At 65.0% G+C, this 21,898-nt stretch carries 15 protein-coding genes; 6 read left to right on the top strand and 9 right to left on the bottom strand.

Going from position 1 to position 21,898, the window contains the following annotated elements; translation table 11 throughout:
• The first annotated feature begins 155 nt into the window (after positions 1-155).
• The 3 genes from LOY33_RS19925 (at position 156) to LOY33_RS19915 (ending at position 3,340) form a co-directional block, all read left to right on the top strand.
• The gene (locus LOY33_RS19925) at positions 156-1,331 is read left to right on the top strand and encodes an alpha-xenorhabdolysin family binary toxin subunit A (protein ID WP_054914767.1); all 1,176 of its coding nucleotides are present in this window, start codon (positions 156-158) and stop codon (positions 1,329-1,331) included.
• 10 nt (positions 1,332-1,341) lie between these two features.
• Positions 1,342-2,346: an alpha-xenorhabdolysin family binary toxin subunit B gene (locus tag LOY33_RS19920; protein WP_058540954.1), complete on the top strand. Its 1,005-nt coding sequence runs from the start codon at positions 1,342-1,344 to the stop codon at positions 2,344-2,346.
• Between the two features lie 79 nt (positions 2,347-2,425).
• Positions 2,426-3,340: a hypothetical protein gene (locus tag LOY33_RS19915; RefSeq protein ID WP_054914765.1), complete on the top strand. Its 915-nt coding sequence runs from the start codon at positions 2,426-2,428 to the stop codon at positions 3,338-3,340.
• A gap of 18 nt (positions 3,341-3,358) precedes the next feature.
• On the opposite strand, the gene LOY33_RS19910 is transcribed toward LOY33_RS19915, so the two are convergent.
• From LOY33_RS19910 to LOY33_RS19890, 5 genes are all read right to left on the bottom strand, one after another.
• Positions 3,359-3,757 carry a protease inhibitor I42 family protein gene (locus LOY33_RS19910; RefSeq protein ID WP_043862010.1) on the bottom strand — a complete coding sequence of 133 codons (399 nt, stop codon included), beginning with the start codon at positions 3,755-3,757 and terminating at the stop codon, positions 3,359-3,361.
• Positions 3,758-3,892: 135 nt separating this feature from the next.
• On the bottom strand, positions 3,893-6,313 hold the full coding sequence (lon, locus tag LOY33_RS19905; protein WP_043862009.1) for an endopeptidase La: 2,421 nt from the start codon (positions 6,311-6,313) through the stop codon (positions 3,893-3,895).
• A 197-nt stretch (positions 6,314-6,510) separates the two neighbouring features.
• Positions 6,511-8,919 carry a glucose/quinate/shikimate family membrane-bound PQQ-dependent dehydrogenase gene (locus LOY33_RS19900; RefSeq protein ID WP_043862008.1) on the bottom strand — a complete coding sequence of 803 codons (2,409 nt, stop codon included), beginning with the start codon at positions 8,917-8,919 and terminating at the stop codon, positions 6,511-6,513.
• 46 nt (positions 8,920-8,965) lie between these two features.
• Positions 8,966-10,318 (bottom strand): carbohydrate porin, encoded by a 1,353-nt coding sequence (locus LOY33_RS19895; RefSeq protein WP_253086753.1) that lies wholly within the window; start codon positions 10,316-10,318, stop codon positions 8,966-8,968.
• Positions 10,319-10,518: 200 nt separating this feature from the next.
• A complete protein-coding gene (locus LOY33_RS19890) occupies positions 10,519-12,567 on the bottom strand; it encodes a TonB-dependent receptor (protein WP_058540956.1) in 2,049 nt (682 codons plus the stop codon).
• Between the two features lie 196 nt (positions 12,568-12,763).
• Between LOY33_RS19890 and LOY33_RS19885 the strand changes: the two genes are divergently transcribed.
• Both LOY33_RS19885 and LOY33_RS19880 read left to right on the top strand, forming a co-directional pair.
• The gene (locus LOY33_RS19885) at positions 12,764-12,985 is read left to right on the top strand and encodes a VF530 family DNA-binding protein (protein ID WP_043862005.1); all 222 of its coding nucleotides are present in this window, start codon (positions 12,764-12,766) and stop codon (positions 12,983-12,985) included.
• Between the two features lie 25 nt (positions 12,986-13,010).
• Positions 13,011-13,649 carry a Pr6Pr family membrane protein gene (locus LOY33_RS19880; protein WP_370409178.1) on the top strand — a complete coding sequence of 213 codons (639 nt, stop codon included), beginning with the start codon at positions 13,011-13,013 and terminating at the stop codon, positions 13,647-13,649.
• Between the two features lie 10 nt (positions 13,650-13,659).
• Here the strand turns inward: LOY33_RS19880 and LOY33_RS19875 are convergent, their stop codons facing one another.
• From LOY33_RS19875 to LOY33_RS19865, 3 genes are all read right to left on the bottom strand, one after another.
• Positions 13,660-14,424, bottom strand: a complete 765-nt coding sequence (locus LOY33_RS19875) for a siderophore-interacting protein (RefSeq protein WP_043862003.1) — start codon at positions 14,422-14,424, stop codon at positions 13,660-13,662.
• Positions 14,421-14,993, bottom strand: a complete 573-nt coding sequence (locus LOY33_RS19870; RefSeq protein WP_054914759.1) for a PadR family transcriptional regulator — start codon at positions 14,991-14,993, stop codon at positions 14,421-14,423. Before LOY33_RS19870 ends, LOY33_RS19875 begins: the two co-directional genes overlap by 4 nt.
• A gap of 166 nt (positions 14,994-15,159) precedes the next feature.
• Complete coding sequence (locus LOY33_RS19865; protein ID WP_258659831.1) at positions 15,160-18,306, bottom strand: transglycosylase domain-containing protein; 3,147 nt, start codon at positions 18,304-18,306, stop codon at positions 15,160-15,162.
• A 439-nt stretch (positions 18,307-18,745) separates the two neighbouring features.
• Here LOY33_RS19865 and LOY33_RS19860 point away from each other — a divergent pair, with 439 nt between their 5' ends.
• Positions 18,746-20,170: an amino acid permease gene (locus tag LOY33_RS19860; RefSeq protein ID WP_058540960.1), complete on the top strand. Its 1,425-nt coding sequence runs from the start codon at positions 18,746-18,748 to the stop codon at positions 20,168-20,170.
• Between the two features lie 96 nt (positions 20,171-20,266).
• On the opposite strand, the gene LOY33_RS19855 is transcribed toward LOY33_RS19860, so the two are convergent.
• Complete coding sequence (locus LOY33_RS19855) at positions 20,267-21,883, bottom strand: FMN-binding glutamate synthase family protein (protein WP_054914757.1); 1,617 nt, start codon at positions 21,881-21,883, stop codon at positions 20,267-20,269.
• Positions 21,884-21,898: the final 15 nt, after the last annotated feature.

The following is a 21,898-nucleotide window of genomic DNA, read 5'->3' as shown; positions in this document are numbered from 1 at the left end:
AATGTTGCAACAGGATGCATGGCCGACTGACCGGCGCGGCTGGCCGCTGCATTCCAATGCCGGCTTCGAGGAAAGCCTGCCGGCTATTTGTCTTGTCGGCGGGTCCTTAGAGTGAAGTGGCTTGACCCTATTGGCTCACTCACAAGGAATGTGAAATGAAACTCGAACCTGGCGCGCGCTCGTACGATACCGGTGAACTGGAAAAGGAAGCGGCCCTGCTGCCCAGAAACCTGATCGAAGGCATGAACCAGCGTGATGGCGAAAACGAGGGAGGGCTGACGCTTTCCCGCGAACATATCGTCACGCTCAATCAGTATGTGAAGTATGTCACCGGCCTGCCGACCGAAACCGCGTCGCTGGTGCCCTGGCTTGGCTACACCGACATCAAGGAGCCGGTACTGTCGGTCAGTGCCATGCGCACGACCTTTCTCAACCTGCACAAGCATGCCCGCGCCTGGGGCACGCTGTCCGACGAGTGCAAGAAGCTGTCCGCCGAGCTGGGGGTGTGTGCCCGTGGCATCAACACCACCGGCGAGGGTGTGATGCAGGAATGCGAGAAGACCAAGGCCCTTGGCGGGCGGCGTGATACGTGGGAGTCCGTGCAGTTCGCAGCGCCGGTTGCGTTGAGCTTCGGCGACCGGGAGATCGTCTCGTCGCTTGTGGACTACATGGAGGTGCTCAAGGATGAAGTCGAGCATTTTCACGCGCGCGTAAGCAGCGTGCGCAGCCACACCGAAACCTTTCGCGACACCGCGCGTTTCGAGCTGATGAACGAGGTCGCCCTCAAGACCGACGCCATCGAGCGTCACCAGGCCAGCGGTGCCACTCAGGCCCTGCGCGATGAGCTGGCGGCGCTGGACAAGGAAATCGACAACCTCAACAAGCAGTACGACGAGTACGTCAAGGCGGCCCTGTCCGGGCTGGCGGCCGGCCCGCTGGGGGCGGTCATCTCAGGCTCGATCTACGGCTCCAAGGCCGAAAAGGTGCGCAAGACCCGCAACCGGGTGCAGAAGGAACGCAAGGCTGTGGGGGCGCGCCTGACGGCGGCGGTCAACCTGGAGGGACGCCTGCAGGTACTCACGACCCATATGGATGAACTGGCCACCCGCCTGCAGGAGGTGGTGACCGCTTCCTCGCACCTGCAGACGGCCTGGCAGACCATCGGCACCTACATCGAAGCGTCCATCGAAAAGCTCGAAAAGATGAACGACAGCCGGCAGCTGGGCATTTTCATCATCCATTTCAGAAACTTTCTCTCGCAGTGGGCGTTTATCGAAGCCTGCTCCATCACCATGAGCCGGGTCTTCGACGACACGCTGTGGGCCCAATAAGGAGCTACCCATGAGCAACATTCTTCAATTTCCGCTGGGCTGGGATGATCCGCAGTTCGACAGGGTCCTGCGTGCCGGTGCCGCCTACCTGAAGGCCGCCCAGGACAGCCGCTATGCCTTCCTGCCCCTGTTGCACGAGCGTGTGGAGCGCAATGCACGCTGTCTTGACGACAACCTCCAGCAACTGATGCGCCATGCCGATCGCATCATCGTCGCGATCAAGAGCAATGACCTGGGCGGCCTCGAAAAGGACATCGACCCGAACGATGATCCCGAGGACATTGCGCAGTATCTGGAGGTGGCACAGGACGCCATCGGCGAGATTGCCGTCAAGCTCAACGATCAGTTGGGGCAGTTGCGCACGGCCACGGCTCAGATCACGGCCATCCCGGTCTATGACTCCAGTGCCGACAAGGCTCGCTATCAGGGCGAGCTCGACAGGCTGGCGGCCAATAGCAAGGCCTGCGAAGACGAACTGGCCGTGCGGCGCGAGGCCCTGGCCAGTCTTGACGAGGCGATCAAGGTACTTGAGGCGGCCAAGGTGGAATCCACCTTCGGCGGCCTGTTGCCGACCACCGAGCAGCTCAAGGCGGCGGCGGATGTCATCGCCACGGGCGGACTGTCGGTCGAGGCAGTGCAAGGCGCGCTGAAGAAAATTGGCGAAATCATCGGTGCGGCAATGGAAGGCATGCGCTATGCAACGATGCTCGAGCAGCGCCGAGGGATGCAGAAGCAGCACGATGAACTGCAACTGCAACTGACCGCGATGGCACGGGACAAGACGCGCCTCCAGGCCCAGTGCCAGCACCTTGAGGCTTATGCCGAGCTGGTCACGTCACGCGAGCAATGGCTGGCCGGCATCAGGCGCATCGCCGTGCAACTGAAACCGGTGTGGGATCGGCTCATCGCCTGCAGCATCGACGATGTGCAGGCGTTGAGAGCGGTCAGCGAGCTGGTCGAGGCGTTGAAAGCCTACAAGAAAAAGATCAAGGCCGAGTATGTTGCCGGCCTTTGAGTGAAGGGCGCAAGGCGCTGCAGGCTGTGCTGGCCAGCAGCGCCTTGCGGCTTCTGGATTGCTCTGGTGATGACCCACAATGAACAATATTATTCAAAGACTGAGGCATCCACTGCCTCAGGATGAGCTGGATACCCAGATAGCCCTGATTCCGCTGCAATTGGTGCAGGATCTGGAGGAGGAGGGGCGGATCGACCTGACGTTCACCCGCGAACACGTTGCCGTGCTGGATGCCTACATGGACCATGTGATGGCGATACCGACCCGACGGGAGGCCTTTCTGCAGTGGTTGGGATACTACCGTCACCCGGACCCCGAGCTCGACTTCTACCCGATGCAGGTGTTGTTCCATCGCATCAACCTCCACGCCGACTCATGGGGGCGGTTGAAGCAGAAAAGCATTCAGTTGCCCATCGCGCTGATCAACTGCGCCAGCTCCATCAGCCTGTCAGGCGAGCGTGCGCTGCTGGCCTGTGAACGTACCAAGGCGTTGGGCGGGCGCAGGGAGGCTTGGCAAGGCGTGCAGTTCGAGGTGCCCGTGCAACTGGATGCACCAGACCGAACCCTTGTGCTGGAGATGGCACGGTGGGTGGCCAACCTCAAGAACTCGGCGGGCGTCTTCCAGTTCCAGGTCGGTGAAGTACGCAAGGAGACCGACAGGTTTCGTGATGACGCCCGGTTCGAATTGAGGCCGGCACTGGGGCGCAAGATCGAGCGCCTGGTGGCATCCGGCACAAAGGAAGGGAACCTGGGGCTACTGGCGCAGCGCATGCGAAATCTGGTGGTACGCCTGGAAGACGTCACCACTGCTGCGTCGCACCTGCAGACCGCCTGGCAGTTCATCGAGACCTATCTGGACGCCTCGATCGGCAAGTTGCACAGCATGCAGGACAGTCAGCAACTGGCCAGATTCGTCATTCACTTCAAGAATTTCCTGGCGCAGTGGTCATTCATCGAAGAGTGCGCCAGGCGTCTTCAGAAACGCCTTGAGTAAATGCTCCGGGGCGCAGCCTCAGCGTACCTGGATGTCGCAGTCGAAGCTCATCGCCGGCTTGACCTCCGGTGCCCAGGGTTGCTGATACACCAGCAGCAGGTGGCCGCTGCCGCTGGCGCTGGCCTTGAAGCGCCACAGCGATCGGCCGGCACTGCCCACCAGGCCGGTGTCTTCGGGGTTGCTGTAGACCTCGGGGCCCAGCGCCGCAAGTACGCCGTTGGCCGGATTCTGCAGCAGCCAGCGATAACCGGTACTGGGGTTGCTGGGCAACGCCAGGGTGATGGCCTGGCCGACATCGAGCGTGACCGGGCACTGGCTCTGTTTTTCCACCAGCAGCGGCTGTGGAGGTGTGGGCTGGCTGGCACAGCTGGCCAGGAGTATCAGGCTCGAACTCAGTAACACACGGGATGCGGTCATCATGACTCCTGGCTCGGGGAGGGTCCGGGCAGCCGATAATAGGGAAAGTGTGCTGCCTTGGGAAGATTCTCACGCTTCGCTGCCGGGTGCCCGCGCGGGCTGCCTGCAGCCCGCGCTGTTTCTGTTACCGCTGTTTCAGAACAGCACCTTGGCCACGTCGCTGAAGCGCCTGGCGAAATGCACCTGCAGGCCGGCCTTCAGGTAGCCGGGCAGTTCTTCGAAGTCGCCGCGGTTGGCCTCCGGCAGGATCAGCTCGTGGATCTTCTGCCGGCGCGCCGCAATCACCTTCTCGCGTACCCCGCCAATCGGCAATACCTGCCCTGTCAGGGTCAGCTCGCCGGTCATGGCCACGCCTTTTTTCGGTGCCTGGTCGCGTGCCAGGGACAGCAGGGCGCTGGCCATGGTCACCCCGGCACTCGGGCCGTCCTTGGGCGTGGCCCCTTCGGGCACGTGCAGGTGAATGAAAGACTCGTTGAAGTAGCCCACCTCACCACCGTACTGCTTGAGGTTGGCGCTGACGTAGCTGTAGGCGATCTCGGCGGATTCCTTCATCACCTCGCCCAGCTGGCCGGTGAGCTTGAAGCCACGGTTGAGGGTGTGGATGCGGGTCGCCTCGATCGGCAGCGTGGCGCCGCCCATGCTGGTCCAGGCCAGGCCGGTGATCACGCCCTTGCCCGACAGCACCTGCTCGCTGCGAAACACCGGCATGCCGAGTGAAGCTTCGAGGTCCTTGGGGCCGATCTTTATCACTGCATCGGGTGTGTCGATCAACTGCACCACGGCCTTGCGCACCAGCTTGCCCAGTTGTTTTTCCAGCTGGCGCACCCCGGCTTCACGGGCATAGCCTTCGATAACCGTGCGCAATGCGCTGTCGCTGATACCCAGGCTGGCCTTGGCCACGCCGGCCTTGGCCAGTTGCTTGGGCCACAGGTGACGCTTGGCGATGGCGACCTTTTCCTCGGTGATGTAACCGGACAGGCGGATCACCTCCATGCGGTCGAGCAGCGGCCCGGGGATGGCATCGAGGGTGTTGGCGGTGCACACGAACAGCACCTTGGACAGGTCCAGGCGCAGGTCCAGGTAATGGTCGAGGAAGTCGACGTTCTGTTCCGGGTCCAGGGTTTCGAGCAGGGCCGAGGCCGGGTCGCCCTGGTAGCTCTGGCCCATCTTGTCGATCTCGTCGAGCATGATCACCGGGTTCATCACCTCGACGTCCTTGAGCGCCTGCACCAGCTTGCCCGGCTGGGCACCGATGTAGGTGCGCCGGTGGCCCTTGATCTCGGCCTCATCGCGCATGCCGCCGACGCTGAAGCGGTAGAACGGCCGCCCCAGGGACTCGGCGATGGACTTGCCGATGCTGGTCTTGCCCACGCCCGGCGGGCCCACCAGCAGCACGATCGAACCGCTGATCTCGCCCTTGTAGGCGCCCACGGCAAGGAACTCGATGATGCGATCCTTGATGTCATCCAGGCCGGCGTGGTGCTGGTCGAGCACCTTGCGTGCATGCCTGAGGTCGAGCTTGTCCTTGCCGTACACGCCCCAGGGCAGAGCGGTGGCCCATTCCAGGTAGTTGCGGGTGACGGCGTACTCGGGCGAGCCGGTCTCCAGGATCGACAGCTTGCCCATTTCTTCGTCGATGCGCTTTTGCGCCGCAGCGGGCAGGGTCTTGCCTGCCAGGCGCTGCTGGAACTGCTCCAGGTCGGCGCTGCGATCGTCCTTGGTCAGGCCCAGCTCCTGCTGGATGACCTTGAGCTGTTCCTTGAGGAAGAACTCGCGCTGGTGCTCGCCGATCTGGCGGTTCACCTCGGCAGAGATCTCGTTCTGCAGGCGTGCCACCTCGACTTCCTTGCGCAGCATCGGCAGCACCTTTTCCATGCGCTTGAGCATGGGCACGCAGTCGAGTACTTCCTGCAGCTGGTTGCCGGTGGCGGAGGTCAGGGCGGCGGCAAAGTCGGTGAGCGGCGAAGGGTCGTTGGGGCTGAAGCGGTTGAGGTAGTTCTTCAGCTCTTCGCTGTACAGCGGATTGAGCGGCAGCAGCTCCTTGATCGCGTTGATCAGGGCCATGCCGTAGGCCTTGACCTCGTCGGTCGGCTGGCTGGGCTGGTGCGGGTATTCGACTTCCACCAGGTAGGGCGGGCGGTGGTGCTTGAGCCAGGTGCGGATCCGCACGCGGGTCAGGCCCTGGGCGACGAACTGCAGCTTGCCGTTCTCGCGGCTGGCGTGGTGCACCTTGACCAGGGTGCCGTACAGCGGCAGGGCCGAGGTATCGAAGTGGCGATGGTCTTCGGGCGGGGTGTCCATGAAGAACAGCGCCAGGTTGTGGTGCGGGGTCTTGGCCACCAGGTCCAGGGTCTCGGCCCAGGGTTCTTCGTTGACGATCACCGGCAGTACCTGCGCGGGGAAGAACGGGCGGTTGTGGATCGGGATCACGTAGACCTTGTCCGGCAGTTGCTGGCCGGGGATGGCGAGGGTGCGACCGGTGTGGTCGGAGGCGTCGAGATGCTCGACTTCAGCGTCTTGGTCGGGATGTTCGGGGAGATCCTGCTGGTCGCTCATGGGGCACCTGCGTGAATGACTATGGTGCTTAGATGGGGCGGGAGGGGGGAGGTTTCAATGGGCGGACAGGTATGTGCAGTGCCGGGCGGCCCCTTCAGCGACAAGGCCGGCGCCTGCCGGGCCATGCTGTCACATGGTCCTGCAGGCGCCGGCCTTGCCGGCGAAGGGCTGCACGGCAGCCCAGGTTCAGCGGTCGATCACTGCGCCAGTTTGTAGGCGATCACGTAATCGCCCATCTTGGTGCCCAGCGAACCGTGCCCGCCAGCCATCACCAGCACGTACTGCTGGCCATCCTTGCCGGTGTAGGTCATCGGCGTGGCCTGGCCGCCAGCCGGCAGGCGCGATTTCCACAGCTCCTTGCCGGTGTTCACGTCATACGCACGCAGGTACTGGTCCAGGGTGCCGCTCAAAAAGCCCAGGCCGCCGGCCGTCACCATCGAGCCGCCCATGCTCGGTACACCCACCGGCAGGCCGATCGGAATCGGCGAGCTGTCGCGGCTGGTGCCGTTCTTGTGCTTCCACACCACCTTGTTGGTGGTCAGGTCGATACCGGCCACATAGCCCCAGGCCGGGGCCTGGCACGGTACGCCCAGGGGCGACATGAACGGGTGCATGATCACCGCGTAAGGTGCGCCGGTGTTGGGCTGCACGCCGCTGGTCTCGCTTTCGCGCTTGCTGCCCTCGGCCACTTCAGCACGCGGCACCATCTTCGACACGAAGGCCATGTAGTTGGGGCTGGTGAACAGCAGCTGACGCACGGGGTCGACCGACACGCCGCCCCAGTTGAACACGCCCACGTTGCCCGGGTAGATCAGGCTGCCCTGCTCCGACGGCGGGGTGTACTGGCCCTCGTAGCGCAGTTCGCGGAACTGGATACGGCACAGCATCTGATCGAACGGGCTGGCGCCCCACATGGCCGCCTCGGTCAGGTCCGGGCCCAGCAGGTTCAGGTCCGAGCGGGCCTGGGTCGGTGCGGTGTGGTCGCCCTTGACCGCGCCCTGGGGCGCCGGGATCTCGCGGATCGGCACGATGGCGCTGCCGTCACGACGGTCGAGCACGTACAGGCTGCCCTGCTTGGTCGGAGCGATCAGCGCAGGTTTGACGCCGTCGGCGGTCTTCAGGTCGAGCAGGGTCGGCTGGCTGCCGACGTCCATGTCCCACAGGTCGTGGTGGGTGAACTGGTAGTTCCAGCGTACCTTGCCGGTGGCCAGGTCCAGGGCAACGATGCCGGCACTGAACTTCTCGGCACCTGGGGTGCGGTCGGCGCCCCACTGGTCAGGGGTCTGGTTGCCCAGTGGCAGGTACACCATGCCCAGCTTCTCGTCGACGCTGGCCAGCGACCACATGTTGGCCGAGTTGCGGCTGTAGGTCTTGCCCGGTGCCAGCGGCGCGGTCTCGTCCGGGTTGTCGCTGTCCCAGTTCCAGACCAGACGACCGTCATGCACGTCGTAGGCACGGATCACGCCCGAGGGCTCGTTGGTGGACTCGTTGTCGGTGACGTGGCCACCGATGATCACCAGCTCGCGAGTGATCGCGGCAGGCGAGGTGGAGTAGTAGCCACCGGCGGTGAACGGGCCGATGCCCTGGGTCAGGTCGACCACGCCCTGGTTGCCGAAGCCTTCGCAGACCTTGCCGGTGTCGGCGTTGATCGCGATCAGGCGCGCATCGGCGGTGGGCAGGTACAGGCGACGCGGGCAGCTGCGCACCACGGCCTGGCCGGCTTCGGAGATTTTCGGCGCAGGGGCGCCGTCCATGTTCACGTAGTTGTTTTCGTCGTAGTACGACACGCCACGGCAGGTCATGTGGGCAAAGCCCTTGAAGCCCACCGGGCTCTTGATCTGCGGATCGAAGCGCCAGATCTCGGCACCGGTATCCGGGTCCAGGGCCAGCACCTTGCTGTGCGCGGTGCAGGCATACAGCTTGCCATTGACCTTGAGCGGGGTGTTCTCGTTGGTCAGCTCGACCGGGTCATCGCTGGTCGGCAGGTCGCCGGTGCGAATGCGCCAGGCCTCTTCGAGCTTGTGCACGTTGTTCGGGGTGATCTGGCGCAGCGGCGAGTAGCGGTCACCGAATTCGGTGCGCCCGTAGGCCTGCCAGTCGCCATCGGGCATGGCCGGCGCGGTGCTGCTCAGCTCGGTGCTGTCGCGGCCCAGCTCGCCCTTGATTTCACCCGGGAAGGTGAACTGGCTCGCCACTGCGGTGGCGCCCGACAGCACCACCGCCAGGCTCAGCAGCCCGGTGTTGAGCTTGCCGGGCTGGCCCAGCAGCGGGCGGCGTGCCCACGGCAGCAGCAACACCACGCCCAGGGCGAACCACAGCGACAGGCGCGGTACCAGTTGCCACCAGTCCAGGCCGACCTCCCACAATGCCCACAGGGTGCTACCGAGCAGCACCAGGCCGTACAGGCCCAGCGCGGTGCGGCGCAGTGCCAGCAGCAGCACGCCCGACAGGGCAAAGCCGATACCGGCGATCAGGTAATACAGCGAGCCGCCGAGCTGGCTCAGCTTGATACCGCCGGCCAGCAGCGCCAGCCCCATCAGCAACAGCAGCACGCCGAGCAGTCTCGGCAGCCAGCGGGTTCTACTCAAGGCACCATCAGTGCTCATCGTGTGTTCTCCATCAAGGTGAAAAGGTTCGAGCCGCAGGGCCCGTTCAGAAGCTGCTCTGGATCTTGAGGCCGCCGATCAGCGCGTCGTCCACGTGCCCGACCCCGCCCGGGTGGCGGATGTACTGCAGGTTCGGGCGCACGGTCAGCCACTGGGCCAGGTGGATGCCGTAATACAGCTCGGCGCTGTACTCGGTGTCCTGGACGGGCAGGAAGGCGGGGTTGTCGTAGTCGAAGAGGGCATTGGCGCGGTTGCGGGCCTCGGCGTTCCTGCGATAGGCAGGGTTGACGTGCACGCGAGCGAGGGCGAAGCCGATGTCGTCCTTGGCGCGGGCGTCGAACAGCCCTTTGTAAACCACACCTGCCTGAACATAGTTGTCGATGGCATTGGTCTTCTTGTCGTGCAGCGTGGCATTGGCAAAAACGCTCAGGCCACGTGAGTGATCGCTGGCCAACGACGTCACCTGCTGCTGTGCCCCCAGCCAGAACCCGTGCTTGCTCGAGCTGCTGCGATAGTCCTGGCCACTGAGGGCTGCCGGTTGGCCGTTGCCGTCCTTGTAAACATCTTGTGCCTTGGCACTACTGTAGTAGTAACCGGCGCGATATTCCCCTTTGAGGCCGTCGATGGCCGGCGTCCACACCAGTTCCACCGGCAGTACCGCGCCCTGGGTGCCGCTGCCGCTGAGCTTGAAGCCGTTCTGGCGCTCGAGGTTGGAGGGGTTCTGTTCGTAGGCACCGACCTGGGCGTAGAGTTCCGGCGTAAGGTGGTACTTGACGCGCAGGGCCCACTGGCTCACCGGCCAGTTGTACCAGATGCTGCCGGCCCAGTTGCCCACCTGCGAGCCGCAGAAGGCCAGGTTCTGGAAGTCGCAGGGGAAGCTGTTGAAGTCCTCGCCCTGGCCGAAGCGCCCGACCTTCACGTCGAGGTCGCCGTCCAGGTACGTCTGCTTGAACCACATCTGGGTCAGCCGCCAGGTCTGGCCACGGCCCCAGACTTCCTGGGCCGAGGTGAAGCCGCCCACCCGCGGATCGTTGATGCGATCGTTGCTGATGTTGTTGCCGTGGCGCTCGGTCACGGTCAACTGGAATTCGGCGCCCTGCCAGCCGAGGATCTTCTGCAGGTCCAGGTGGCTGCCCAGGCTGAACTGGTCGCTGTAGCGGGCTGTGTTGCTGTGGTCGTGGCCACCGTGCAGGTTGCTGCCCATCTCCCCGGTGTAGCCCAGGGTGAAGTCGTAGCCGCGCTCGGCCAGCGCCGAGCGTGTGCCGCCCCAGTCGCCGAGCATCCAGGGCGAGTCGCCGTCCAAGAGGGGGGCGGCCTGCAGGCTGCAGGCCAGGGTGCTGGCGGCCAGGCCTACCAGCAAGGTGGCGGCGGCGGGGGGCAGATGATGGAACTGATGCATGAGATAGCGCTGTCTTTTGATTGTTGGAAGAACGGCAAATTGCCCGAGATGCAGGCATCGTCGAGGGCAAGGCAGTATCAGGAATAGGTGAAGCGGTTCAGCTTGAGGCGGGGAGGATATAGGCGAACGTGCCGGAAAAAAAGCCGGATCAGCAAGAGTGACCGTTGCCGGATGGGTAACAATCCGGCAACGGTGTGGGTTCAGAAGGTGGTTCGCAGGCCTACCTGGACGCTGCGACCCGGCGCTGGGGCGATGTCGCGCAGGATCGAACTGGCATAGCGTACGGTCTGGTCGGTGAGGTTTTCGCCGCGCACGAAGGCCAGCCATTCACTCTGGCCGATCTCGAAGCGATAGCCCACGCTGGCCCCCAGGGTGGTGTAGCCGTCGGTGCTGGTTTCATTGGCCGGCTTGCGATGCTGGCTGCTGGCATGCTGCACGTCGACCCGTGCCTGCCAGCGTTCAAGGTTCCAGGTCAGGCCGCTGTTCAGGCGCAGCGGGGCAATGCGTGGCAGGTCTTCGCCGGTATCCAGGTTCTTGGCGCGGGTGTAGTCGCCAGACAGTTCCAGGGCGAAGCTGCCGTAGGCGTTTTCCAGCAGTTGCCAGCGGTCCTGGGCTTCGATGCCGTAGAAGCGGGCGCGCACGCCGTGATAGAGGTATTCGGGCACGTCGCCATGCTCGTGATCATGGTCGTGATCGTGATCGTCATCCCCGTGATCGTGATCATGCCCTTCGCGCAGGTTGCCGCTGGCCAGCAGGCCGATGTAGTTGCGGAAATGGCTGTAGAACACGCCCACGCTGCCCTTGTGCGTGCCGTTGTCGAAGCGCAGGGCCAGGTCGCTGGAGATCGCCTTCTCCTTCGAAAGCCCCGGGTCGCCCACCTCGTAGGTGCCGGTGGCGACGTGAGCGCCATTGGCATACAGCTCGTAGAAGGTCGGTGCACGTTCGGTGTAGCCCAGGCTGGCGGCCAGCGACCACACCGGGGTCAACTGGTACACCGCACCCGAGGACAGGCTGGCGGCGGTGAAGCTGCTGGCGCTGTCGGCCTGGGCGAAACGTTCGCTGCCCTGGCTGTCGGGGTCGACCCGGGTGTGCTCCAGGCGTGCGCCCAGGCTCAGGTCGAGGCGGTCGGTGGCCTTCCACTGTTCGAGCACGAACAGCGCCAGGCTGTCGGTATCGGTCTGCGGCACGAAGGCTTCTTCGCCCAACGCCGAGAACTCGTTGCGGGTGACCTGGGCGCCGATCACGCCTTCCACCGGCCCCAGCGGCTGGTGCCGAGCCTCGACGCGGGCCTCGTAGCCCTTGTTCTTGAAGGTGGTATGCACCTCGCCGCCTTCCAGCTCCTGATGCTTGTAGTCGGTGTAGCCGGCGTCGAACTTGAGCGAGCTGAACGGGCCGTCGAGGTCGCGCAGTTCGGAGGCAAAGGCGTAGTGGTCCTGTTCCATGGCCAGACGCACGCCGGGCTCGGCCACCGAACCGTAGTTGGCATCGTAGCGGCTGTAGGACAGGCCCGCGTAACCGTGTTCCCAGTTGTACGAACCGCCGACGGCACCACCGTCCTGGCGCCCGTCGCTGTTTTCCAGGCGATGCTTGCCGCCGGGTTCGTCGGCATCGCGCACCTTCGAACTGCGGGCGTAGCCGGGGATGCGCAAATCGTTGAACTGGCGGCTGTTGGCGTCCAGGTGCAGGGCGAAGCGGCCATCGCCGGCTTCCAGCTTGCCCGCACTGCTGCGGGTGGTGTCGGCGCCCCCGTAGCGCAGCTCGCCGGCACCATGAATGCCTTGCACCGGCGCGTCGGGGATGCGGTTGTCGAAGGTGTTGACCACCCCGCCGATGGCATTGCCACCGTAGAGCAGGGCGGCCGGGCCGCGCACGATCTCGACGCGCTCGACGTTCACCGGGTCCAGTGGCACGGCGTGGTCGTACGACAGCGAAGAGGCATCCAGTGCACCCACGCCGTTGCGCAGGATACGGATCCGGTCGCCGTCCAGGCCGCGGATCACCGGGCGGCTGGCGCCCGGGCCGAACCAGGTGGAGGCGACGCCGGGCTGGGTGTTCAGGGTTTCGCCCAGGCTGCCCTTTTGCTGCAGGGTCAATGTGTCGCCTTCGAGCACGCTGCTGGGGGCTGCCAGCGGGGTGCCCAACGGGTTGGCGGTGATGACCTGGGGTTGCAGTTCAACCGCGTGGCTGGGCAGCGAGGCCAGCCACAGTGCGGCGGCAAGGGGGGAGAGGTGGAGCGGCAGGTGACGCATGGTGGGGTCCTTGGCAGTTTCGTTTTGGTTACAATATAACATTACCGTAAAACAATAAATGCCAAGGTGCTGTCCAGAGCCTTCGTGGTCACTAGAATCACCTCAGGTGCCCTTGATCGAGAAAGGCCGCACCAGGTGCTGACGCGCCGCCGCACCTGGGCTAAGGTGCGCACCTTCGTTTGGCTGGAGCACAGGCATGACTGCCGCTGACAACAACCCGCTGCATGGCGTGACACTGGAACAGATCCTCACCGCGCTGGTGGCGCACTACCAATGGGAAGGGCTGGCGCAGCGCATCGATATCCGCTGCTTCAAGAGTGACCCGAGCATCAAGTCGAGCCTGACCTTCCTGCGCAAGACGCCCTGGGCGCGGGAGAAGGTCGAGCGCCTGTACCTGAAGCTGCAACGCGGTCGCTGAGCCGATGCCGGTGGCTGACCGTCGCATGGGCATCGGCCTGCTGGCGGGCCTTGGCTGGGCGGCGTTGACCATCCAGCTGTATCTGGTGCTGCTGGCGCGCTGGCAGGATCAGGCCAGCCTGCTGGGCGGGTTGGTGAATCTGTTCGGTTATTTCACGGTGTTGAGCAATACCCTGGTGGCCACGGTGCTGACCCAGGCGGCCTTTGGCCGTGAATCGGCGGCGCGGCGCTGGTGGCTGTCGCCCTGGGTGAGTTCCGGGGTGGCGGTGAGCATCGTGTTCGTGGCGCTGGCCTACAGCCTGTTGCTGCGTCATCTGTGGCAACCGCAGGGCTGGCAGTGGCTGGCCGATGAGCTGCTGCACGACGTGATGCCGGCGGCCTATGCGCTGTACTGGTGGTGGTGCGTGCCCAAGGGGCAGTTGCGTTTCACCCACCTGCTGGGCTGGCTGGTGTATCCGCTGGGGTACTTTGCGTATGTGCTGGCGCGCGGTCACGGTATCGGTTTCTATCCGTACCCGTTCGTCGATGTGGCGAGCCTGGGCTATGCGCAGGTGCTGCTCAATGCGCTGGCCATGCTGGGGGGCTTCATTCTGGTCGGCGTGCTGCTGATTCTCCTCGACCGCTGGCAGGGCAGGCGCCTGGCACGGGCCCAGGCGCAACCCTGAAGGTCGACGCTTATTCCTCGTCGTTGGGGTCCAGTCGCCAGTAGGCGGCCGCCTTGAGGTACGCCTCGTTCACGCCTTTCTCTTCCAGCAGCAGGCTCTTGGCCTTGCGCGTCAGCGCCTTTTCCAGGGCAACCCAGGCGTACAGCGTGCCCGACGGCAGGCTCAGGTCGCGCAACACCTGCAGCACGTCCTGCTGGTGGCGCCGTACCCAGATCACCTCGACCTGCGCCGCGCTGGGCAGTGGCTGGCGTTCCTGGTCGTCCTCGATTTCGATCACCGCCAGCACCTTGCGTCCGGCTGGCAACTCTTCGAGCCGGCGGCCGATGGCCGGGATGGCGGTTTCATCGCCCACCAGCAGGTAGCTGTCGAAGATGTCCGGTACCACCAGCGAGGCGCGTGGCCCGGCGATATGCAGGTAATGGCCGGGTTCGGCCTGGGCCGCCCAAGTGGAGGCGGGGCCGTCGCCGTGCAGTACGAAGTCCAGGTCCAGCTCGCCGGCGGCCAGGTCGATGCGCCGCGGGGTGTACTCGCGCATGGTCGGTCGCACGTCGGTGGCGCCGGGGTTGTCCAGGGCCACCTGTTCTTCGGGGGAGCAGGCGAACATGAGTTTGACGTGGTCGTCGCTGCCGACGCTGAGAAAGCCCTGCAGCTCGGCGCCGCCGAGGGTGATGCGGCGCATGCGCGGGGTCAGCTCGGTCACGCGCAGTACCTCGAGGCGGCGGCGCTTGATCTCGTGGTTGACGCGATGGATCGAAAGGTTGGGGCTGTCCGTCATTCGGAAGTCTCCTGGGTGGGGGTTGCCGGGCCGGCAACGATGGCTTTTGCGGTGTCGTTGAGCAGGGTGCGTACCCGCTCGATCTCTGCGGGGTTCCAGCGCCCGGCGTGGATCTGCAGGGCATGGCGCAGGTTGTGTACGGCTTCGTGGATTTCCGGCGGACGGTCGTGCACGCGCATCGAGCGCTTGCTCACCTCGATGCGCGTGCGCACGCCGTCCAGGGCGATGGCCTGGTCGACCAGCGATTGGCGCCCGGCGTCGGTGACGCTGTAGAGCTTCTTGCTGCCGTGGACTTCGCCGCTGATCAGTTCGCTCTCTTCGAGGAAGGTCAGGGTCGGGTAGATCACGCCGGGGCTGGGGCTGTAGCCGCCGTCGAACTCGGCCTCGATCTGGCGGATCAGGTCGTAGCCGTGGCCGGGCTTTTCCGAAAGCATGGCCAGCAGCAGCAACTTGAGATCGCCGGGGGCGAACACGCGGGGGCCACGGTCGCCGCGTTCACGGCCGTGCCGGCGCTCGAAGCCGTCATGGCGCTCGCCGCTGTCGCGGTGGGGTGGGTGATGGTCACGCATGGACTGTCTCCTGTCTGCGTTGCGATGTATCTAAAGATATTACTCAAGATATATCTTAATGCAAGGCGTGGAGATGATTATTTTTCGCATTTGGCGCTGATCTGTTTCGCCGGCAAGGCTGGCTCCTGCACGCAAGCGTGTGGTTGCTGCAGGCGGGCGAATGGCGTCAGGGCTTCGAAAGGTCTTGCGTTGCCACCAGCGGCGGCGTGCACAACGTGTTGCCCCCCGGTTGCAGGTATGGCAGCAATATCGGCGCCATGCCCTTGAGCACCTGCACCGGCAACGCCGAGGTGAACTTGAATGCCTCGGCCGCGCGCCCCGGCACGAACGCCGTCAAGGTGCCGAAATGGTTGTCGCCCAGAAAGAACACGAACGTCGCGGTGCGGTTCAACGAACGCGAACCGATCAGCCGCCCGCCAGCACCGAAGCTCTCGATGCGGTTGTCCCCGGTGCCGGTCTTGCCGCCCATGGTCAGCAGGGTGCCGTCGGGCAGCTTGAAGCTCCCCGACACCCGTCGCGCCGTACCGGCGTCCACCACCTGCGACATGGCCCCGCGCAGGGCCCGCGCCACTTCCACCGACAGCACCCGCTGGCCCCGGTCCGGGTCGCCGGCCAGGCGCAGTTCATAGGGCGTGTCGGCGGCAAAGTGCAGGGTGTCGATACGCAGCACCGGCAGGCGCACGCCGTCGTTCTGGATGATGCCCACCAGCTCGGCCAGCGCCGCCGGGCGGTCGCCCGAGCTGCCGATGGCGGTGGCCAGCGATGGCACCAGGTGATCGAACGGGTAGCCCACGCGCTTCCAGCGCTGGTGAATGTCGAGGAACGCCTCGATCTCGACCATGGTACGGATACGGCTGTCACGGGCGCCCTTGTGCCGGCTCTTGAACAGCCAGCTGTAGACTTCCTGGCGTTCGAAATGGCTGGCCTGCACCGCGTCCTGAAAGCTTGCGGTAGGGTTCTTCAGCAGGTAGCCCAGCAGCCACAGGTCCAGCGGGTGCACCCGGGCGATGTAGCCCTGGTCGGGCAGGTCGTAGGTGCCCGGGCCGTAGGCGGCATACAGGCCTTCCAGACGCTGGTCGGTCAGTTGGTCCTTTTTCAGCGGTGGCCGCTTGGCCGCCCCTGGCTCGGCCTTCATGTGCGCGCGCACGAAGGCGTTGAAGGTGGCCTGGTCGGCCTCGGGGAACAGGTAGCGGTGCACGGCGGCCAGGCGGATCGGCGTGACCCGCAGGCTGTCGAGAAAGGTGTCCAGGCGTTCCTGGGAGGTCTTGCGCTGGTACTTCTTCCAGAACCGGCGCATGAAGTCGGTGCCCTCGCGGTCGGCGAAGCGGGCAAGGTACTCCTGGCGCCGCGGCTCGGCATCGTCCTTGAGCAACTTGCCGCTGTTGCCCGGTGCCGAATAGGTGCTGTAGCGCACCAGGTCGCGCATCAGGCGAATGAAGGGCAGGTTGATCGACTCGCGCAGGGCATCCTTGAGGGTCGGCATGCGGCCGTTGTCCTCGCGGCGAAAGTTGTTGAACACATGCATGCCGCCGCCGGTGAAAAAGGCTTCGCCGGGGCTGGCCGAATACTTGCGCTCCAGCGCCGCGTCGAGCATCGCGGTGATGTTGCGGTCCTTGTTGCGGGCCAGGTAATCCAGGGCCCAGCGGCTGATGAAGTCGGTGTCGGCCACCTCCACCTTGCTCAACTGGGCCGGGGGCATGTCGACGTACTTGTCGTGCAGCTCGGCGATGATTTCCAGGTACTGGGTCAGCACCCGCAACTTGGCGGTGGAGCCCAGCTCAAGCTTGCTGCCCTCGTTGATGTCAAACGGCTGGTCGGTGCTGTCGGTCTGTACCCGTACCCGCGAGCCGTCGGCGGTGCGTTCCAGCAGGGTGAAGCTGTAGCGCACCTGGGTGGTGCTGGTGGGGGTCAGCAGGCGTTCGCCAATCAGCCCCATCTGCGCCGCAAAGGCCGGGTCGGCGAGGCTCTTGAGGTACTCGCTGACCTGCCCCTGCAGGTCGGCCTGCAGCGTGCTGGTGGCCGACAGGTCGAGGCGGTCCAGGTCGTATAGCGGGCGCCCCAGCGCCGACGACAAGCGGCTGCGAGCCACGCTGATGCCCTTGTTGGTGACGATGGGCACGATGGTCGGCTGCGCCACCCAGTCGCGAAACACCACCTTGCTTGCCAGCGCGGCATCGGCCAGCGGGCGGTCGATGATGTTGTTGGCGGCCAGCAGGCGCACGTGGCTGTCGGTGAGGGTGGCCAGTTCGTTGCGACCCTTGGACAGAAAGTGCGACGGGCGGCGCTGGGCGATCATCAGCGACAGCACCTGGCGCAGCGCCAGGCCACGTGCGGTCAGGCTGGCCGGGTCGCTGTCGGTACTGGCCAGGGTCTTGTTGACCTCGGCAAAGTCGGCGCCGTACCACACCCGCAGGCCCTCGGCCATGCCGTGCACTTCGCCGTGGCCGGGCACCGCCGACAGCGGCACGCTGTTGAGGTAGTCGCGCACGATGCGCTGGCGTGCGCCCAGGGTCTGCGGCCCGTCCTGGTAGGCGCGCACGCTGGCCGAAATCATCTGGCGCAGTTTCTCGCTGCCCGACACCGTGAGGCCATCGGGGGAGTGGCGGTATTTTTCCAGCTGCGTGGCCAGCGTGCTGCCGCCGGCCGACTGGCCGGGCAGGGCCAGGTGCTTGGCGACCTGACTGTAGGCGGCCATGGCGAAGCGCGGCCAGTCCACCGCCGGGTTGCTGCGCGGATCGGCGGGGTCGAGCAGGTCGCGGTTCTCGATGAACAGCAGGCTGTGCACGATCACCGGCGGGATCGAGGCGAAATCCGGGTACAGGTGCTGCGGGTAATGGAACTGGTACAGCGCGTCGCCCTTGCAGTCGGTGATCGACAGGCCGGCCTGGATCTTCTCGGCATAGGGCACGAAGAACCCGTGCTGCACATAGTTCATCAGCGCCGGCGAAAAACGCGCCTGCTCGACGATCACGTAATCGCGCTTGAACAGCCGCGGCAGAAACTCGCCCAGCGCGCTGTAGCCCAGGCGCTTGTCGAACGGGCCTTCGCCCGGGTAGATGACGGCATCGCTGGGGCCCTTGTGCATCGAATAGCTCAGGGTGGCGGCGAACTGGCTGAACTCGCGCGCCTGCAGGCGCGAGGTGTGCATTTCACGGGCGATCGCCAGGCCCAGCAGTACCAGGGCCCCCAGCACCAGCAGGCCGAACAGCCACCAGCCATAGCGCCGGCGGGGACGTTTGGGCAATGCGGGAGTATCCGGTTGTTCTGCGGCAGCCTGCGTCTTGTCTGGTTCCGTTTGCCACTGTGCGCCCATAGTGTTCAGCCCGGCTGCGTATGTTCGTCTCGCTTGCCTGAAGCTTAGACGCTGGTCGCAATTGATGAAAAATTTGTGGGTTGCCAGCGGCAGGTTCGCCAATCACGGCGCGAACATGCGCCTTTGGTGCAAGGTTGTGTTGCCCCGTTTTGGTGCTATGTTAGCCGCCCGGTTGACACCCGCACGGCCAAGCGCGGGTAATGCCACTCCGAATAAGCGGTAATTGCCGAGAGTTCTCGCCAAATATCGGGGTTTATATAGTGAAAAGCCCTGTAGCGGCCTTCCTATACTGCTCGCCCCTTTCGCTCGGCCGGTGCTCCGCGCCCCGGTCGACGTGCTTGCCCACAAGGTGAGCCCGGCGCGGCGAAACAGCAGCCTATCGGCGCTGTACAGCCTGCACGAAGGGTTATATCCAATAACAAAATGAGGTTGTATTCCTATGCCAGTCGGCAACCACCCTTCTCATGGTGAGACCGCCCAGGGCGGCCCACTCAAGCGGGAACTCGGCGAACGTCACATTCGCCTGATGGCGCTGGGCGCCTGTATCGGTGTCGGGCTGTTCCTCGGTTCGGCCAAGGCCATCGAAATGGCCGGGCCGGCGATCATGCTGTCCTACATCATCGGCGGCCTGGCGATCCTGGTGATCATGCGCGCGCTGGGCGAGATGGCCGTGCACAACCCGGTGGCCGGGTCCTTCAGCCGCTACGCACAAGACTACCTGGGCCCGCTGGCGGGCTTTCTGACCGGCTGGAACTACTGGTTCCTGTGGCTGGTGACCTGTGTCGCCGAGATCACCGCGGTGGCCATCTACATGGGCATCTGGTTCCCGGACGTACCGCGCTGGATCTGGGCGCTGGCGGCGCTGGGCAGCATGGGCGCGATCAACCTGGTGGCGGTGAAGGCCTTCGGCGAGTTCGAATTCTGGTTCGCCCTGATCAAGATCGTGACCATCATCGCCATGGTGCTGGGCGGCATCGGCGTGATCGCCTTCGGCTTCGGCAACGACGGTGTGGCGCTGGGCATCTCCAACCTGTGGAGTCACGGCGGCTTCATGCCCAACGGCGTGACCGGCGTGCTGATGTCGCTGCAGATGGTGATGTTCGCCTACCTGGGCGTGGAGATGATCGGCCTTACCGCCGGTGAAGCGCGCAACCCGCAAAAGACCATCCCGCAGGCCATCGGCTCGGTGTTCTGGCGCATCCTGCTGTTCTACGTCGGCGCGCTGTTCGTGATCCTGTCGCTGTACCCGTGGAACGAGATCGGCAGCCAGGGCAGCCCGTTCGTGATGACCTTCGAGCGCCTGGGCATCAAGACCGCAGCCGGCATCATCAACTTCGTGGTGATCACCGCGGCGCTGTCGTCGTGCAACGGCGGTATCTTCAGTACCGGGCGCATGCTCTACAGCCTGGCGCAGAACGGCCAGGCCCCGGCCAGCTTTGCGCGCACCTCGCGCAACGGCGTGCCGCGCAATGCACTGCTGCTGTCGATCGGCGCGCTGCTGCTGGGCGTGCTGGCCAACTACCTGGTACCTGAAAAGGTCTTCGTGTGGGTGACCTCGATCGCCACCTTCGGCGCGATCTGGACCTGGGTGATGATCCTGCTGGCGCAACTGCGCTTTCGCGCCGGGCTGAGCCAGGCCGAACGGGCCGCGCTCAAGTACCGCATGTGGCTGTGGCCGCTGAGTTCCTACCTGGCCCTGGCGTTCCTGATCCTGGTGGTCGGCCTGATGGCCTACTTCGAGGAAACCCGCGTGGCGCTGTTCATCGGCCCGGCGTTCCTGGTAATGCTGACGGTGCTGTACCACGTGTTCAAGCTGGCGCCCAAGGGCGACAGTGCAGCGGTGGCGGCATCCAGCGCATCCTGATGTACACAACCCCGGCCCAGGCCGGGGTTTTTGTGTGGCTGTACTGCCCCTTCGCCGGCAATGCCGGCTCCTGCAGGTGAGGAGTCGGCGACGCCGTTACGCCGCTTCGGCGTTGGGCTCGAAACTGTCTGCCCGCGCCATCTGCCACATCCGCGAGTAGAACTCGCCGTTCACCTCGCCGGTAAGCAGTTCACCCGGCTTGAGGAACACGTGCAGCTGCGAGAACAGCTTGATCTCGGTGGCCGACATGCGCCGCACCAGGTGCTTGGCCTCCAGCTGCGAGGGGTGATCCAGCCCGGCGGCGGCGAGCATCTCGGCCAGCGCCTTGAGCGTGTTGCGGTGGAAGCTGAACACCCGCTGCGCCTTGTCCGGCACCACCAGCGCCCGCTGGCGCAGGCCGTCCTGGGTGGCCACGCCGGTCGGGCACTTGTTGGTATGGCAGCTTTGCGACTGGATGCAGCCGATGGCGAACATGAAGCCGCGCGCCGAGTTGGCCCAGTCGGCACCGATGGCCAGCACGCTGGCGATATCGAACGCACTGACGATCTTGCCGCTGGCGCCCAGCTTGATCTTGTCGCGCAGGTTCAGCCCCACCAGGGTGTTGTGCACGAACAGCAGCCCTTCGCGCAGCGGCACGCCGATGTGGTCGGTGAACTCCACCGGCGCGGCGCCGGTGCCGCCTTCCTTGCCGTCGACCACGATGAAGTCGGGCAGGATGCCGGTCTCGAGCATGGCCTTGGCAATGCCCATGAACTCCCACGGGTGGCCCAGGCAGAACTTGAAGCCGACCGGCTTGCCGCCGGACAGCTCGCGCAGCTGGGCAATGAACTGCATCAGCTCGATGGGGGTGGAGAATGCGCTGTGGCGCGACGGCGAGATGCAGTCTTCGCCCATCATGATGCCGCGGGTGTCGGCGATTTCCTGGGTCACCTTGTGCTTGGGCAGGATGCCGCCGTGGCCGGGCTTGGCGCCCTGGCTCATCTTGATTTCGATCATGCGCACCTGCGGGCTGCTGGCCTGCTGCGCGAAGCGCTCGGGGTCGAAGCGACCGTCCGAGGTGCGGCAGCCGAAGTAGCCGCTGCCCAGTTCCCAGGTCAGGTCGCCGCCATGTTCGCGGTGGTAGGGGCTGATGCTGCCCTCGCCGGTGTCATGTGCGAAGTTGCCGAGCTTGGCACCCTGGTTGAGGGCGCGAATGGCGTTGGCGCTGAGCGAGCCGAAGCTCATGGCCGAGATGTTGAACACCGAGGCCGAATAGGGCTGGGTGCACTGCGGGCCGCCGACGATCACCCGAAAGCTCTCGGGGTCGCTGAGCGGTGCCGGGCGCATGGAGTGGCCGATGAACTCGAAGCCCGACTGGTAGACGTCGATCAGGGTGCCGAACGGCTTGTCGGCGGTTTCGTTCTTGGCCCGCGAGTACACCAGCGAGCGCTGGGCGCGGGAGAAGGGCAGCGCATCGCTGTCGGATTCGAGCAGGTACTGGCGGATTTCCGGGCGGATGCCCTCCACCAGGTAGCGGATATTGCCCAGGATCGGGTAGTTGCGCCGCACCGCATGGCGGCTCTGCAGCAGGTCGAACAGGCCCAGCAGGCTGAGCAGGCCGGTGACCAGGGTGAAGGGCCACAGCCAGTCGTGGTGCAGGAACGGCAGGCTGGCGAGGGTGAACACGACACACGCGGCGAAGAAGGCATAACGGCTGAGGAGGGAGAGGCTCATGCGGGTTCCTTTTGC

Origin of the sequence: Pseudomonas sp. B21-036, assembly GCF_024748925.1 — a bacterium.
GTDB lineage: Bacteria > Pseudomonadota > Gammaproteobacteria > Pseudomonadales > Pseudomonadaceae > Aquipseudomonas > Aquipseudomonas palmensis.
This window is presented reverse-complemented; position numbering and strand designations above follow the sequence as displayed.

What these genes read in the sequence shown, in the direction of transcription:
- LOY33_RS19925 (WP_054914767.1), top strand. Translation starts at nt 156, where the DNA reads ATGAAACTCGAACCTGGCGCGCGCTCGTACGATACCGGTGAACTGGAA.
- LOY33_RS19920 (WP_058540954.1), top strand. Translation starts at nt 1,342, where the DNA reads ATGAGCAACATTCTTCAATTTCCGCTGGGCTGGGATGATCCGCAGTTC.
- LOY33_RS19915 (WP_054914765.1), top strand. Translation starts at nt 2,426, where the DNA reads ATGAACAATATTATTCAAAGACTGAGGCATCCACTGCCTCAGGATGAG.
- LOY33_RS19910 (WP_043862010.1), bottom strand. Translation starts at nt 3,757, where the DNA reads ATGACCGCATCCCGTGTGTTACTGAGTTCGAGCCTGATACTCCTGGCC.
- lon (WP_043862009.1), bottom strand. Translation starts at nt 6,313, where the DNA reads ATGAGCGACCAGCAGGATCTCCCCGAACATCCCGACCAAGACGCTGAA.
- LOY33_RS19900 (WP_043862008.1), bottom strand. Translation starts at nt 8,919, where the DNA reads ATGAGCACTGATGGTGCCTTGAGTAGAACCCGCTGGCTGCCGAGACTG.
- LOY33_RS19895 (WP_253086753.1), bottom strand. Translation starts at nt 10,318, where the DNA reads ATGCATCAGTTCCATCATCTGCCCCCCGCCGCCGCCACCTTGCTGGTA.
- LOY33_RS19890 (WP_058540956.1), bottom strand. Translation starts at nt 12,567, where the DNA reads ATGCGTCACCTGCCGCTCCACCTCTCCCCCCTTGCCGCCGCACTGTGG.
- LOY33_RS19885 (WP_043862005.1), top strand. Translation starts at nt 12,764, where the DNA reads ATGACTGCCGCTGACAACAACCCGCTGCATGGCGTGACACTGGAACAG.
- LOY33_RS19880 (WP_370409178.1), top strand. Translation starts at nt 13,011, where the DNA reads ATGGGCATCGGCCTGCTGGCGGGCCTTGGCTGGGCGGCGTTGACCATC.
- LOY33_RS19875 (WP_043862003.1), bottom strand. Translation starts at nt 14,424, where the DNA reads ATGACGGACAGCCCCAACCTTTCGATCCATCGCGTCAACCACGAGATC.
- LOY33_RS19870 (WP_054914759.1), bottom strand. Translation starts at nt 14,993, where the DNA reads ATGCGTGACCATCACCCACCCCACCGCGACAGCGGCGAGCGCCATGAC.
- LOY33_RS19865 (WP_258659831.1), bottom strand. Translation starts at nt 18,306, where the DNA reads ATGGGCGCACAGTGGCAAACGGAACCAGACAAGACGCAGGCTGCCGCA.
- LOY33_RS19860 (WP_058540960.1), top strand. Translation starts at nt 18,746, where the DNA reads ATGCCAGTCGGCAACCACCCTTCTCATGGTGAGACCGCCCAGGGCGGC.
- LOY33_RS19855 (WP_054914757.1), bottom strand. Translation starts at nt 21,883, where the DNA reads ATGAGCCTCTCCCTCCTCAGCCGTTATGCCTTCTTCGCCGCGTGTGTC.